Below are 13,008 nucleotides of genomic sequence, written 5' to 3'. Positions count from 1 at the left end.
GTCGATGTCGTACACGCCTGGTGACCGGTGTCAGACGACGCGAGTGGGCCCCCTCCGTCATGACGGAGGGGGCCCACCTGGTTCGAGCTACCGGCTGCGCCCGGGCTCAGGCCTGCTTGGCCTCGGCGTCGTCGGCGGCCGCCTCGTCGGTGCTCTCGCTGCTCTCGGTCGCCTCGGCGCTCTCGGCGGCCGGGGCCTCGGTCACCTCGGCCACCTCGCTCGCCTCGGTCACGTCGGTGTCCTCCGACTCCATGGTCGCCGCAGCAGCCTCCTTCGACTCCTGCTGCTTGGCGGCGCGCCTCGTGGCCGCCTCGGCCTCCTTGACCGTCGCCTTCTTGGCCGACAGCGGCTCGCGGACGAGCTCGATGACGACCATGGGAGCGTTGTCGCCCTTGCGCGCGGCGATCTTCGTGATGCGGGTGTAGCCACCATCACGCTGAGCCATGTCGGGGGCGATCTCGGCGAAGAGGCGGTGGACGACACCCTTGTCGCGCACGACGGTGAGGACCCGACGGCGGGCGTGCAGGTCGCCGCGCTTGGCGAACGTGATGAGACGCTCGGCGAGCGGGCGCAGGCGCTTGGCCTTGGCCTCGGTCGTCGTGATCCGGTCGTGCTCGAAGAGCGACGTCGCGAGGTTGGCCAGGATCAGCCGCTCGTGGGCGGGGCCGCCACCGACGCGGGGACCCTTGGTGGGCGTGGGCATTTCGTATCTCCTAGAAGGACTGCAACGGGCTGCGCTCGCGCGCTCGATGACCCGGTCAGAGTGGTCAGAGGCGGGGGTGGATCAGAGACGCTCGTCCTCGACGAACGACTGGTCGTCGTCGTCGCCGTAGTCGTCGCCGTAGCCCTCGACGAGGGCCGACGGGTCGAACCCGGGCGGGCTGTCCTTGAGCGCGAGGCCCATGCCGGCGAGCTTGGCCTTGACCTCGTCGATCGACTTCGCACCGAAGTTGCGGATGTCGAGCAGGTCGGCCTCGCTGCGGCCCACGAGCTCACCCACGGTGTGGATGCCCTCGCGCTTGAGGCAGTTGTAGGAACGGACCGTGAGGTCGAGGTCCTCGATCGGCAGCGCCAGGTCGGCGGCCAGGGCGGCGTCCGTCGGCGACGGGCCCATGTCGATGCCCTCGGCCTCGACGTTGAGCTCACGGGCCAGGCCGAACAGCTCGACGAGCGTCTTGCCGGCCGAGGCCATCGCGTCGCGCGGCGTCATCGAGTTCTTCGTCTCGACGTCGACGATGAGCTTGTCGAAGTCGGTCCGCTGCTCGACACGGGTCGCCTCGACCTTGTACGTCACGGCGAGGACCGGCGAGTAGATGGAGTCGACCGGGATGCGACCGATCTCCTGGTCGCCGGACTTGTTCTGCTGGGCCGAGACGTAGCCACGGCCGCGCTCGACAGTCAGCTCCATCTCGAGCTTGCCCTTGTCGTTGAGCGTCGCGATCTGCAGGTCGGGGTTGTGCACCTCGACCCCCGCCGGCGGCGTGATGTCAGCGGCGGTGACGACGCCCGGGCCCTGCTTGCGCAGGTACATGACGACCGGCTCGTCGTGCTCGGAGGAGACGACGAGGCCCTTGATGTTGAGGATCATCTCGGTGACGTCCTCCTTGACCCCCGGCACCGTCGTGAACTCGTGGAGCACGCCGTCGATGCGGATGGAGGTCACCGACGCACCGGGGATGCTCGAGAGCAGGGTGCGACGCAGGGAGTTGCCGAGCGTGTAGCCGAAGCCCGGCTCGAGCGGCTCGATGGTGAAGCGGCTGCGGTTGTCCGCGACGACTTCCTCGCCGAGCACGGGACGCTGTGCGATGAGCACTGTTCAGTTCCTTCCCACGGGCGCCCGCCATATGACGCCTCGTGAAACTGCCCGGTCGTGAGCCGGGCGGGTCCGGTCGTCTCGGTCTGCGACCCGACCCCGCGGACGCGTCCGGTGCGTGCCGGGGGAGACCCGCGGCACGCACCGGTGTGCGTCAGTTCTTCGAGTAGAGCTCGACGATGAGCTGCTCGGTCAGCTGCGAGTCGATCTGCTCGCGGACCGGCAGCTGGTGGACGAGCACCTGCAGGGAGCCCGGGACGACCTGGAGCCAGGCCGGGACCGGACGCTCGCCGAACGTCTGGCGAGCCAGCTCGAACGGGAAGGTCTCCACCGACTGCTTGCGGACCGTGATGATGTCGTACTGCTCGACGCGGTACGAGGGCACGTCGACGCGCACGCCGTTGACCTCGAAGTGGCCGTGCGTCACGAGCTGACGCGCGTGACGACGCGTCCGGGCCAGGCCCGCGCGGTACACGACGTTGTCGAGACGGGACTCGAGGATCTGGAGGAGGTTCTCACCGGTCTTGCCGGGGCGGCGGGCCGCCTCCTTGTAGTACCGGACGAACTGCTTCTCCATGACGCCGTAGGTGAAGCGAGCACGCTGCTTCTCCTGCAGCTGGGTCAGGTACTCCTTCTCCTGGATCCGGCGACGGCCGTGCTGGCCGGGCGGGAACGGACGGAGCTCGAAGTTCTTGTCGCCGCCGACGAGGTCCATCTTGAGACGACGCGACTTCTTGGTGATCGGGCCGGTGTAACGAGCCATGGTTCTACCTACTTCCTTCGCTCAGGCCTGATCAGACGCGACGGCGCTTGGGCGGACGGACACCGTTGTGCGGCGTGGGCGTGACGTCGCTGATCGCGCCGACCTCGAGGCCGGTGGCGGTCAGCGAACGGATCGCCGTCTCGCGGCCCGAGCCCGGGCCCTTGACGAAGACGTCGACCTTGCGCATACCGTGCTCCATCGCGCGCCGGGCCGCAGCCTCGGCCGCCATCTGGGCAGCGAACGGGGTGGACTTGCGCGAGCCCTTGAAGCCGACCTGGCCGGCAGAGGCCCACGAGATCACGGCACCGGTGGGGTCCGTGATCGAGATGATCGTGTTGTTGAACGTGCTCTTGATGTGAGCGTGCCCGTGGGCGACGTTCTTCTTCTCCTTGCGACGAACCTTCGTCACACGAGCCTTGGGAGGCATGTTTCTCCTACGTCAGAACTGAGTCGATGAGGACGCGACCGGCGAGGCGGTCAGCGTCACTTGGCCTTCTTCTTGCCGGCCACGGTGCGCTTCGGGCCCTTGCGGGTGCGCGCGTTGGTCTTGGTGCGCTGACCGCGCACCGGCAGGCCGCGACGGTGACGAAGACCCTCGTAGGAGCCGATCTCGACCTTGCGACGGATGTCGGCCTGGACCTCACGGCGAAGGTCACCCTCGAGGCGGTAGTTGCCCTCGAGGAAGTCACGAAGCGCCACGAGCTCGGCCTCACCGAGGTCCTTGACGCGGGTGTTGGGGTCGACGCCGGTGGCAACCAGCGCCTCCTTGGAACGGGTGCGACCCACACCGAAGATGTAGGTCAACGCGACCTCGACGCGCTTCTCGCGCGGAAGGTCGACTCCAACAAGACGAGCCATGTTGGGGGTTCTCCTGGTTTCTGTGTTCGCGGAGGTCTGGGAGCAGTCACCGGTCCGGTGCTCGGTCGCCTCGCAGAAGGGCGACCGCCGGTCCCCGGCCTCCGTGCCGGGGGTGACGTCCTGCGCCGACTCGACGGTCGGTCATCAGGGGCCGGGTGCTGCTGTCGTTCACGTGTGTCGCGTGCTGTCGAAAGGTCTGTCGACGGCGAGGGTGGTGGCTCTGCTCAGCCCTGGCGCTGCTTGTGGCGCAGGTTCTCGCAGATCACCATGACCCGCCCGTTGCGGCGGATCACCTTGCACTTGTCACAGATCTTCTTGACGCTCGGCTGAACCTTCATCTGCCTGCTGTCTTCAGATCGTGCTCCTGCTCCTCCACGGGCCGCAGTGGGCCCGTGGCGCAGCAGGCGCTGGTGGGGAATCGGGATGGTGCCTCACGCTCGTGCCGGAGCATCGGGCACCCGGGGGTGCCGCGCCGGCCCTCGCGCTCAGCGGTAGCGGAAGACGATCCGACCGCGGGTCAGGTCATAGGGCGAGAGCTCGACGACGACCCGGTCCTCGGGGAGGATCCGGATGTAGTGCTGACGCATCTTGCCCGAGATGTGAGCGAGCACCTTGTGACCGTTGGTGAGCTCGACCCGGAACATCGCGTTCGGGAGAGCCTCGACGATCGTGCCCTCGATCTCGATGACACCGTCCTTCTTGGCCATGTCCTCCATCAATCTGTCGGTGGTCGGACCGCGGTGTGACCCGACCTCGGATGTGCCCGGGTGCCCACGCACGGGGCGCAGGCGAGTACTGGATGTCGAGGCACACGACACCCAACGCACAAGACTACGCCACCGGGGGCCATTCCCTGAAATCGTCACGGGCGCCCGGCCGCACGCCCTCGCCGCCGGGCGCCGCCGGCCTCCTCTCGGGCCCGGTGGGTGGGTGGCCGGGCTCGGTCAGCCCTCGATCTCGGCCCGCCGCAGGGCCACGATGCGCTCGACGACCGGGTCCGGAAGGGGCTGGTCCACGGCGAAGCGGACCGTGCCCTTGGACAGCGAGAACCCGTCGAGGTCGCCGCGGACGGCCTCCACGACCGCTGGGCTGAACGGGAACAGGGACAGGTGCCCCTTGGCGACGGTGAACCCGACGAGGGGCCGACCGGCCAGGCGCAGGGCGGGCATGCCGTAGCTCGTGCCCTCCTCGGCATCGGGGGCGATGCGTCGCGCGACGTCGACGACGTGGCGCAGCGCCGCCTGCTCCGGCAGGGGCAGGCCGACGAGGTAGTCGGTCAACGGCCGTGCGGGCTCCACGGAACCCCATGGTGCCGCCTCGACGCCTGCCGCGGGCGCGTTCCGGCAGGACGGGTCCGGCCCTCGATGCTGACATCTCGGGTACGGGTACGACCCAGGTGTGGTCCGGCCGCCCGGGGCCCGGCACCGCCCGCCCGATCGCCTCAGCTCGGCGAGTCCCTCCACGAAAGGTCGCCGCCATGGCACTTCGCACCGGCTCCGGGAGCCGCATCCTGACCCTCGTCGTCCTCGTCTGGCTGCTCGTCGGCATCATCGCCGCCTTCCAGCGGGGGTACTTCGGCTCCGCCACGACGAGCTGCAGCCGCGTGGCCAACGCGGCGGTGACGATCGTCGCCGGCCCGCTCAACTACGTCGGCGTCCACCCGCGGATCGGGTGCACCGTGCCCCAGCCGTCCTGACCCGAACCCCCGTCCGGCTGGGCAGGTCCGCCGTCGCCGGCGTGCCGCGTCGGCGCGACGGCATACTGGCGTGATGAGCGAGCGCACCGACGCGACAGCCCCGCCCGACCGCACGGACGTGGTCACCGCGCCGCCGGATGCCGCCGAGAGCGTCGAGGACTACCACGCGCGGATCGCCGCGGCGGCCGGACCCGACGGACGGCTGCCCGTGGCCGTCGAGGAGATGCCCGGCTGGGACATCTATCCCTACGAGCTCGACAGCCTGCGGCTCAAGCCGGTCCAGCCGCCCTCGGACGAGGAACCGCCGCGACGCGGCGAGCGGGCCGCGGACTGCTGGTGCGCCGGCGCCGACGCGGACGCGCAGACCCCGGACGCCGACGAACGGCTGGTGTGGAGCAACCCTCGGTGGCGCCTCACCCTGTCGACCGACACCGGCCTGCCGGTCATGCTCGTCCTCGCCCCGGTCGAGCACCACGACCTGCCGTCGCTGCCCGGCGACCTCGCGGCGGAGATGGGCCAGCTCGTCGTGGCCGTCTCCGACGCCGTCGAGCACGTGCCGAGCGTCGGCCGCGGTCAACTGGCCAGGTACGGCGACGGCGGCGCGCACCTGCACCTGTTCTTCCTCGGCCGTCCCGCGCGGATGCTCCAGCTCCGTGGCTCGCCGCTCGTCGACTGGGAGGAGAACCTGCCGCGGGTGCCCCTGGAGGTTCTGCAGACCAACGCCCGGGTCGTCGCCGAGCGTCTCGTCGTGCACGTCGGCGGACGGGCCGGGCGCCTGGGCCGCTGACGTCCGTCCGGTTCGGCCGCCCGGACCCCGACGGCTCGGACGACGCGCCGGGCTCAGGCGTGGTGGCTCTGCGGCCGCGAGAAGAACAGGACGGCGACGACACCGATGACGAGGGCGAGCCCGGGCAGGAGCATGGCCTCGCTCATGGCGTCCGAGAACCCGGTGCGCACCTGCAGTGGCAGCGAGCGCCCGAACGTCTGCTGCATTCCGCCGGCGCCGGCCGAGCGCAGGGGCAGGTTGCGGGTGGCCGTCGCGCCGAGCGGGCCCCACATGAACGCGTTGCCCAGCCCCATGAGCGCCATCGGCAGGAGCAGCTGCCACGTCTGCGTCTCCGGCCGCATGACGAGGGCCACCCAGAGCAGCGAGGCCGAGGTCAGCGCGATGCCGACCGCCGTGATACCCCGGGGGTGCAGGCGGTCGGCCATCCGGCCCGCGACGGGCGCGAGCCCACCGGAGATGACGGCCATCGGCACGAGGAGCAGGGCCGACTGCGTGGGGGTCAGGCCCCGCACGACCTGGGCGTACAGCATGAACGGGAAACCCATCGCGGTGATCGAGAACCCGATGGTCGTGATGGCGACGTTGGCCAGCGAGAAGTTGCGGTCGCGGAACAGCGCCAGCGGCAGGAGCGGCTCGCGGCGGTTGCGCGCCTGCCACAGCACGAAGAGCGCGAGCACGACGATGCCGACGGCGATGAGCAGGGGTACCGAGACCCAGCCGCTGATGGTGCCCCAGTCGTAGCTCTCCCCCTCCTGCACCCCGAAGACGAGCAGGAACATGCCGACGGCCGACAGGGCCACGCCGAGCCAGTCGAAGCTGTGGCTGTGGGTCTCGAGGTGCGGGACGAGCCGGGCCGACAGGACCAGCCCGACGATGCCGACGGGCACGTTGATGAAGAAGATCCACTCCCAGCCCGGCCCGTCGACGAGCAGGCCGCCGACGATGGGGCCGACGAGGATCGCGACGCCGGCCGTGGCACCCCAGAGCGCCATCGCCTGGCCGCGAGAGGCCGCCGGGAAGGTGCGCGTGATGACGGCCATGGTCTGCGGCGTCAGCATCGAGGCGCCGAGGCCCTGGACGACGCGGGCCACGACGAGCCCCGTGATCGTCGTCGTCAGGCCGCACCACAGCGAGGCGACCGTGAAGACCGTCAGCCCCACGAGGTAGAGGTTCTTCGGGCCGTAGCGGTCGCCGAGGCGGCCGGTGATGAGCAGCGGCGTGGCGTAGGCCAGCAGGTAGGCGCTGGTGACCCAGATGACGCCGTTGACGTCGGAGCCGAGCCCGCGCATGATCGCCGGCGTCGCGACGGACACGATCGTCGAGTCGACGAGGATCATGAAGAAGCCGATGACCATGGCCCACAGGGCCGGCCACGGGTTGTGCCCCTCGGGCACGCCGCCCGGGACGCGCCCCGTCCCGGCCGTCGCGGCCCGGCGGGACGCACCGCCGGCGTCGGCGGACCGGCCGGCCTCCCGTGCCACCGTTCGCTCGGCTGCCTGCTCGTCACCGGCCATGTCCCGCCCTCTCGATGCGTCCTGGTACCGATTCTGCGCCACCCCACCGACAGCGCACCGCCCTTTTCCCGTCGACAGGGTCAGGGGCGTCGGCGGGGGGTCAGGACCAGCGCGTCGCGAGCCAGAGGGGGTCGTGGCCGGTCAGCGGGACCATCCGCCACGTGAGGTCGGCGTCGCCACCGCGCAGCCGTGCCTCGACGCGGAAGCGGTGCGGCGTCTCGATGACGATGACCTCGGCCCGGAAGGTGTCCTCCTCGACCCAGCCCCCGCTCGCGACGACGGGCAGCACCGCCCCCGCGCCGACCAGCTCGGACTCGTGCCACCCGCCGGAGGTGACCGGGACCCTGAGCCAGGTGTCGCGCCGCTGCAGGCCGAGCACGTGCCCCTCCTCGGAGCGCGTCACCGACACGGCGGTGTAGTCGGTCGCGAGGTCCGAGGCGTCCGAACGGAGGAACTCGGCGTACTCGGGGCCGAGCGCCTCCCCCGCCATCGCCGGGATCTCGAGGCCCGCGAGACGACGGGTGAGCTCCTCGTCGGCCGTGCGCGAGCCGACGCGACCGAGGGCCGGGACGACGTGCTCCCAGAGCGCGTCGAGCGTCGACTGCATCCGGGCCTGCTCGGACGTGACCGCGACGACGGTGTCGTGCTCGGGCAGGACGACGAGGAACTGGCCGAAGGCGCCGTCGCCGCGGAAGCCGTGACGCTGCATCCAGAACGAGTAGCCGTAGCCGCACGCCCAGTCCGGCTCGGTGGCGGGATCCTCGTCCACCGGACCGAAACCCCGCGTCGCCTCCCGGACCCACGCCTCGGAGAGCAGCTGCCGGCCCTGCCAGCGCCCCTGGTCGAGGTAGAGCTGGGCGACCGAGGCGATGCCCTCCGTGGTCAGGTGCGCACCGGTGAACCCGAGCTCTCGACCGAGCGGGTCACGGTGCCAGGGCACGTCGGGAAGGCCCAACGGGACCAGCAGCCGCAGCCGGAGGGCCTCGGCGAGGCCGACGCCGGTGAGGCGCCCGACGATGACCGACAGCAGGTAGGTCGCCACCTGGTTGTAGGCGAAGTGCGTCCCGGGTTCGCGGGTCGGGGCCGTCGCGAAGACGCGCGGCACCCAGTCGTCGCGGGCCGCCGGCGCCGTGCCGCTCAGGCGGTCGAAGACGTGCGCCCACGCGTCCTCCTCGTGCCCGACCGTCATCGACAGACAGTGCCTGACCCGGACGTCGTGCCACCCCTGCGGCACCGTGGCCGGGTCGTACTCGGGGAAGTGGTCGAGGATGCGGTCGTCGAGGGACAGGCGCCCCTCCTGGACGAGGAAGGCGACGGCCGTGGCGGTCAGGGTCTTCGACAGCGAGTAGCCGAGGTGCAGGCGCTCGGCGGAGTACGGCCGCCACCAGCCCTCGGCCACGACGTGGCCGTGCCGGGCCACCATGAGGCTGTGGAGGCCGAGGCGACCCGCCTCGACGGCGTCGACGAACGCGAGGAGGCCGGACGCGTCGACGTCCTGGGCGTTGGGGGTGCTGCGCGGAAGGGTCACCTCCGCACGGTACGCGGTGGCGGGACCGACCGGGGGGCGACGCGGGGCAGAGTCCGGCTGAGTCCGGGCCCAGTCGGTCCTTAGCCGGGCTCAGTCGGGCTCAGTCGAGCGGTGCGAAGGGGGCGCCGAGCCGCTCGAGCTGCTCCTTGCCGCCGTCGACTGCGGTGAGGACCCACAGGCCCTCCTGGCGCACCGCGACCGAGTGCTCCCAGTGCGCCGCGCGCGAGCCGTCGGTGGTGACGACCGTCCAGTCGTCGTCGAGCACGCGGGTGTCGCTCGCGCCGAGGGTCACCATCGGCTCGATCGCGCCGGTGAACCCGTCGACGAGCTTGGGCCCGCTCTCCCGCACGGCGTAGTTCGGGATCTGCGGGTCCATGTGCATCTGGGGACCGATGCCGTGGCCGACGTACTCGTCGACGACCCCGTACGCGTGGCCGTCGCGCTCGGCGGCCGCGTCGATGCTGGCCTCGACGGCGTCGCCGACCGCGTAGAGGCGGCCCCCGACGCGCATCGCGGCGATGCCGGCGTAGAGGCTCGCCTCGGTGGCGGCGATGAGGTGCAGGTCCTCCGGACGCGCGGCCTCGGGGCCACCGACGACGGTCGTGAAGGCGGCGTCGCCGTTCCAGCCCTTGACCTCGGCGCCGCAGTCGACCGACAGCACGTCGCCCGCGCGCAGGACGCGGTCGCCCGGGATGCCGTGGACGACCTCCTCGTTGACGCTCGTGCACAGCGTGTGCCGGTAGCCGGGGACGAGCTGGAAGTTCGGGACCCCACCCTGGCTGCGGATGAAGTCCTCGGCGAGGGCGTCGAGCTGCTGCGTCGTGACGCCCTCGCGCACCTCGCCCCGGAGCAGCTCGAGGGTGCGCCCGACGAGCAGCCCCGCCTCACGCATGAGGCGCAGCTGCTCGTCGGTGCGGCCGGTCAGTCGGTGGCGTCCGAACACGGGTCTGCTCGTCGTCCTTCGGGGCGTTGGCGGTGGTGGCGCGGTGGCGTGGAGGCTCAGTGCCGAGGCAGGGCGGCGATGACGCGGTCGGTGACCTCGTCGACCTCACCCATGCCGTCGACCTGCACGAGCAGGCCGGCGAGCTGGTAGTGCTCGGCGAGGGGCGCGGTCTCCTTGCGGTAGATCGCCTGGCGCTCGCGGATGACCTCCTCGCTGTCGTCGGCGCGGCCCTCGATCTCGGCGCGCTTGAGGAGTCGCTCCACGACGGCGTCCTCGTCGACGACGAGCTCGATGACGGCGTCGAGCGCGTGGTCGTGCTTGGCGAGCATGGCGTCGAGGGCCTCGACCTGCCCCGCGGTCCGCGGGTAGCCGTCGAGGAGGAACCCGCCGACCGCGTCGTCCCAGGACAGCCGGTCCTCGACGATCTCATTGGTCACCTCGTCGGGCACGTAGCCGCCCGAGGCGAGGATGTCCTTGACCTTGAGACCGAGCTCGGTCTCGTTCTTGATGTTCGAGCGGAAGATGTCGCCGGTCGAGATCGCCGGGATCGACAGGCGCGCGGCGATGCGGGCGGCCTGGGTGCCCTTCCCGGCGCCGGGCGGGCCGAGGATGATCAGTCGCGTGGGGGCTGGCATCAGCGGAGGAACCCTTCGTAGTGACGCTGCTGGAGCTGCGCCTCGATCTGCTTGACCGTCTCGAGGCCCACACCGACGACGATGAGGATCGAGGTGCCACCGAACGGGAAGTTCTGGTTGGCCCCGACGAGCACGAGTGCCACGAGCGGGATGAGCGAGATGAGCGCGAGGTAGATGGCACCCGGCACGGTGATTCGGGTCAGGACGTAGTTGAGGTACTCGGCCGTGGGTCGCCCGGCACGGATACCCGGGATGAAGCCGCCGTACTTCTTCATGTTCTCGGCGACCTCGGTCGGGTTGAAGGTGATCGACACGTAGAAGAACGTGAAGAAGAGGATGAGCGCCACGTAGATCGCCATGTAGATCGGGTGGTCACCGCGCACGAGGTTGCTCTGCACCCACAGCACCCAGTCCGGGTTGTTGCCGTCGGCGCGGGTGTTGAACTGCGCGACGAGGCCCGGCAGGGCCAGCAGCGAGCTGGCGAAGATGACCGGGATGACGCCGGCCATGTTGACCTTGAGCGGGATGTAGGTCGACGTGCCGCCGTACATGCGGCGCCCGACCATGCGCTTGGCGTACTGCACCGGGATGCGTCGCTGCGACTGCTCGACGAAGACGACGGCCGCGATGACGAACATGCCGAGCAGGACGATGAGCAGGAACGTGCCCCAGCCCTTGTTCTCCTTGATGGCCCACAGCGAGCCCGGGAAGCCGGCGGCGATCGAGGTGAAGATCAGCAGTGACATGCCGTTGCCGACACCCTTGTCGGTGATGAGCTCGCCGAACCACATGATGAGGCCGGTGCCGGCCGTCATCGTCAGGACCATGATGACGATGGTCACCATCGACTGGTCGACCATGATGGAGTCGCAGGAGCCGCCGAAGAGGCTCGAGGGGTTCCGGGCGAAGGTGACGAGCGTGGCCGACTGGAGGATCGCCAGGCCGATCGTCAGGTAGCGCGTGTACTGCGTCAGCTTGGTCTGCCCCGACTGGCCCTCCTCCTTGAGCGCCTCGAAGCGCGGGATGACGACCGTGAGCAGCTGGATGATGATGCTCGCGGTGATGTAGGGCATGATCCCGAGCGCGAACACCGACAGCTGCAGCAGCGCGCCACCGGAGAAGAGGTTGGCCAGGTTGAGGAACCCGCTCTGGTCACTGCCGCCGGCGGCCTTGCCGGCCTGGAGGCACTGCTGCACCAGGCCGTAGCTGATGCCCGGCGTCGGCACGTGGGAGCCGAGACGGAACAGCACGATGATGCCGAGCGTGAAGAGCAGCTTCTTGCGCAGGTCCGGGGTGCGGAACGCGCGGACGAAGGCGGCGAGCACAGGGTCCTCCTGGGGTGCCGCGCGGTGGCGCGGCCTGAGTCATGCAATCCGTGGAAGGTTAACGCAAAGAGGCAGCGCCCCGGGCACCGCTCCGCCATGGCCGACGTCACGTCGACCCGCGGTGCGGACGCCCGGGGCGCTGCTCACACGAGGTGTGAGGTGGTCCGGATCGGATCCGTCGAGCGGTGGTCAGTCCGCGATGGACGTGACCGAACCGCCGGCGGCCTCGATCTTCTCCTTGGCGGAGGCCGAGAACTTGTGCGCCTCGACCTCGACCTTGACGGAGATCTCACCCGTGCCGAGCACCTTGACCGGGAAGCCGTCGCGGACGGCGCCCTTGGCCACGAGGTCGGCGACCGAGACCTGGCCACCCTCCGGGAAGAGGGTCTGCAGGCGGTCCAGGTTCACGACCTGGTACTCGGTGCGGAACGGGTTCTTGAAGCCACGGAGCTTGGGAAGGCGCATGTGCAGGGGCATCGAGCCACCCTCGAAGCGCTCCGAGACCTGGTAACGGGCCTTCGTACCCTTGGTGCCGCGACCGGCGGTCTTGCCCTTGGAGCCCTCACCACGACCGACGCGGGTCTTGGGGGTCTTGGCACCGGGGGCCGGACGCAGGTGGTGGACCTTGAGGGCCGAGCCCTCGGTCTTCTTGGCCTCAGCCATGGTCAGTCAACCTCCTCGACGGTCACGAGGTGCGTCACCGTCTTGACCATCCCGCGGATCTCGGGACGGTCCTCCTTGACGACGACGTCGCCAATGCGCTTCAGACCGAGGCTGCGCAGCGTCTCGCGCTGGTTCTGCTTGCCACCGATCTCGGAACGGGTCTGGGTCACCTTGAGACGAGCCATCACGCACCAGCCTTCTCGGCCGCGGCCTTGGCCTCGGCCAGGCCCGCGGCACGCGCCCTGAGCATGGCCGCCGGGGCCACCTCCTCGAGCGACTTGCCGCGGCGCGCGGCAACCGACTCGGGGCGCTCGAGGTCGCGCAGGGCCTGGGCGGTCGCGTGCACGATGTTGATGGCGTTGTCCGAGCCCAGCGACTTGGACAGGACGTCGTGGATGCCGGCGCACTCCAGGACCGCACGCACCGGGCCACCGGCGATGACACCGGTACCAGGGGCGGCCGGACGGAGCATGACGACACCGG

Annotated in this window: 18 protein-coding genes; 2 read left to right on the top strand and 16 right to left on the bottom strand. The window is 70.4% G+C overall.

Annotated elements, in window-relative coordinates:
• Positions 1–106 precede the first annotated feature (106 nt).
• From rplQ to ACR9ZK_RS17105, 8 genes are all read right to left on the bottom strand, one after another.
• Positions 107–703, bottom strand: coding sequence for a 50S ribosomal protein L17 (gene rplQ, locus ACR9ZK_RS17140; RefSeq protein ID WP_481343158.1), 597 nt, complete (start codon positions 701–703; stop codon positions 107–109).
• An 81-nt stretch (positions 704–784) separates the two neighbouring features.
• Positions 785–1,813, bottom strand: coding sequence for a DNA-directed RNA polymerase subunit alpha (locus ACR9ZK_RS17135; protein WP_481343157.1), 1,029 nt, complete (start codon positions 1,811–1,813; stop codon positions 785–787).
• Between the two features lie 154 nt (positions 1,814–1,967).
• Positions 1,968–2,576 (bottom strand): 30S ribosomal protein S4, encoded by a 609-nt coding sequence (rpsD, locus tag ACR9ZK_RS17130; RefSeq protein ID WP_481343156.1) that lies wholly within the window; start codon positions 2,574–2,576, stop codon positions 1,968–1,970.
• Positions 2,577–2,607: 31 nt separating this feature from the next.
• Complete coding sequence (rpsK, locus tag ACR9ZK_RS17125) at positions 2,608–3,003, bottom strand: 30S ribosomal protein S11 (protein ID WP_034801606.1); 396 nt, start codon at positions 3,001–3,003, stop codon at positions 2,608–2,610.
• Between the two features lie 56 nt (positions 3,004–3,059).
• Entirely contained in the window at positions 3,060–3,434 is a 375-nt protein-coding gene (gene rpsM / locus ACR9ZK_RS17120; RefSeq protein WP_481343155.1) for a 30S ribosomal protein S13, read from the bottom strand.
• A gap of 224 nt (positions 3,435–3,658) precedes the next feature.
• Positions 3,659–3,772, bottom strand: coding sequence for a 50S ribosomal protein L36 (gene rpmJ / locus ACR9ZK_RS17115; protein WP_006592630.1), 114 nt, complete (start codon positions 3,770–3,772; stop codon positions 3,659–3,661).
• A gap of 147 nt (positions 3,773–3,919) precedes the next feature.
• Positions 3,920–4,141, bottom strand: coding sequence for a translation initiation factor IF-1 (infA, locus tag ACR9ZK_RS17110; protein ID WP_006946284.1), 222 nt, complete (start codon positions 4,139–4,141; stop codon positions 3,920–3,922).
• A gap of 237 nt (positions 4,142–4,378) precedes the next feature.
• On the bottom strand, positions 4,379–4,732 hold the full coding sequence (locus tag ACR9ZK_RS17105) for an iron chaperone (RefSeq protein ID WP_481343154.1): 354 nt from the start codon (positions 4,730–4,732) through the stop codon (positions 4,379–4,381).
• 179 nt (positions 4,733–4,911) lie between these two features.
• Here ACR9ZK_RS17105 and ACR9ZK_RS17100 point away from each other — a divergent pair, with 179 nt between their 5' ends.
• A complete protein-coding gene (locus tag ACR9ZK_RS17100) occupies positions 4,912–5,130 on the top strand; it encodes a hypothetical protein (protein WP_481343153.1) in 219 nt (72 codons plus the stop codon).
• A 73-nt stretch (positions 5,131–5,203) separates the two neighbouring features.
• On the top strand, positions 5,204–5,917 hold the full coding sequence (locus ACR9ZK_RS17095; protein ID WP_481343152.1) for a hypothetical protein: 714 nt from the start codon (positions 5,204–5,206) through the stop codon (positions 5,915–5,917).
• Positions 5,918–5,970: 53 nt separating this feature from the next.
• On the opposite strand, the gene ACR9ZK_RS17090 is transcribed toward ACR9ZK_RS17095, so the two are convergent.
• The 8 genes from ACR9ZK_RS17090 to ACR9ZK_RS17055 form a co-directional block, all read right to left on the bottom strand.
• Complete coding sequence (locus tag ACR9ZK_RS17090) at positions 5,971–7,431, bottom strand: DHA2 family efflux MFS transporter permease subunit (protein ID WP_481343151.1); 1,461 nt, start codon at positions 7,429–7,431, stop codon at positions 5,971–5,973.
• A gap of 100 nt (positions 7,432–7,531) precedes the next feature.
• Entirely contained in the window at positions 7,532–8,959 is a 1,428-nt protein-coding gene (locus tag ACR9ZK_RS17085; protein ID WP_481343150.1) for a serine hydrolase domain-containing protein, read from the bottom strand.
• A 100-nt stretch (positions 8,960–9,059) separates the two neighbouring features.
• The gene (gene map / locus ACR9ZK_RS17080) at positions 9,060–9,902 is read right to left on the bottom strand and encodes a type I methionyl aminopeptidase (protein WP_481343149.1); all 843 of its coding nucleotides are present in this window, start codon (positions 9,900–9,902) and stop codon (positions 9,060–9,062) included.
• A gap of 56 nt (positions 9,903–9,958) precedes the next feature.
• Complete coding sequence (locus tag ACR9ZK_RS17075; protein ID WP_481343148.1) at positions 9,959–10,537, bottom strand: adenylate kinase; 579 nt, start codon at positions 10,535–10,537, stop codon at positions 9,959–9,961.
• Entirely contained in the window at positions 10,537–11,862 is a 1,326-nt protein-coding gene (secY, locus tag ACR9ZK_RS17070; protein ID WP_481343147.1) for a preprotein translocase subunit SecY, read from the bottom strand. Before secY ends, ACR9ZK_RS17075 begins: the two co-directional genes overlap by 1 nt.
• Before the next feature lie 189 nt (positions 11,863–12,051).
• Positions 12,052–12,525 carry a 50S ribosomal protein L15 gene (gene rplO, locus ACR9ZK_RS17065; protein ID WP_481343146.1) on the bottom strand — a complete coding sequence of 158 codons (474 nt, stop codon included), beginning with the start codon at positions 12,523–12,525 and terminating at the stop codon, positions 12,052–12,054.
• 2 nt (positions 12,526–12,527) lie between these two features.
• On the bottom strand, positions 12,528–12,710 hold the full coding sequence (gene rpmD, locus ACR9ZK_RS17060; RefSeq protein ID WP_034715233.1) for a 50S ribosomal protein L30: 183 nt from the start codon (positions 12,708–12,710) through the stop codon (positions 12,528–12,530).
• Positions 12,710–13,008, bottom strand: a 299-nt coding sequence (locus tag ACR9ZK_RS17055; protein WP_481343145.1) for an uS5 family small ribosomal subunit protein, incomplete at its 5' end; no start/stop codon positions are given. The genes rpmD and ACR9ZK_RS17055, both read right to left, overlap by 1 nt.

The sequence above is a fragment of the Monashia sp. HAY1-5C genome (genome assembly GCF_056755255.1).
The sequence above is the reverse complement of the archived record's forward strand: the minus strand, read 5'-3'. Positions and strand labels throughout refer to the sequence as shown.

Coding starts and splice junctions, on each gene's coding strand:
- rplQ (WP_481343158.1), bottom strand. CDS start 703: ATGCCCACGCCCACCAAGGGTCCCCGCGTCGGTGGCGGCCCCGCCCAC.
- rpsD (WP_481343156.1), bottom strand. CDS start 2,576: ATGGCTCGTTACACCGGCCCGATCACCAAGAAGTCGCGTCGTCTCAAG.
- rpsK (WP_034801606.1), bottom strand. CDS start 3,003: ATGCCTCCCAAGGCTCGTGTGACGAAGGTTCGTCGCAAGGAGAAGAAG.
- rpsM (WP_481343155.1), bottom strand. CDS start 3,434: ATGGCTCGTCTTGTTGGAGTCGACCTTCCGCGCGAGAAGCGCGTCGAG.
- rpmJ (WP_006592630.1), bottom strand. CDS start 3,772: ATGAAGGTTCAGCCGAGCGTCAAGAAGATCTGTGACAAGTGCAAGGTG.
- infA (WP_006946284.1), bottom strand. CDS start 4,141: ATGGCCAAGAAGGACGGTGTCATCGAGATCGAGGGCACGATCGTCGAG.
- ACR9ZK_RS17100 (WP_481343153.1), top strand. CDS start 4,912: ATGGCACTTCGCACCGGCTCCGGGAGCCGCATCCTGACCCTCGTCGTC.
- ACR9ZK_RS17095 (WP_481343152.1), top strand. CDS start 5,204: ATGAGCGAGCGCACCGACGCGACAGCCCCGCCCGACCGCACGGACGTG.
- ACR9ZK_RS17090 (WP_481343151.1), bottom strand. CDS start 7,431: ATGGCCGGTGACGAGCAGGCAGCCGAGCGAACGGTGGCACGGGAGGCC.
- ACR9ZK_RS17075 (WP_481343148.1), bottom strand. CDS start 10,537: ATGCCAGCCCCCACGCGACTGATCATCCTCGGCCCGCCCGGCGCCGGG.
- rplO (WP_481343146.1), bottom strand. CDS start 12,525: ATGGCTGAGGCCAAGAAGACCGAGGGCTCGGCCCTCAAGGTCCACCAC.
- rpmD (WP_034715233.1), bottom strand. CDS start 12,710: ATGGCTCGTCTCAAGGTGACCCAGACCCGTTCCGAGATCGGTGGCAAG.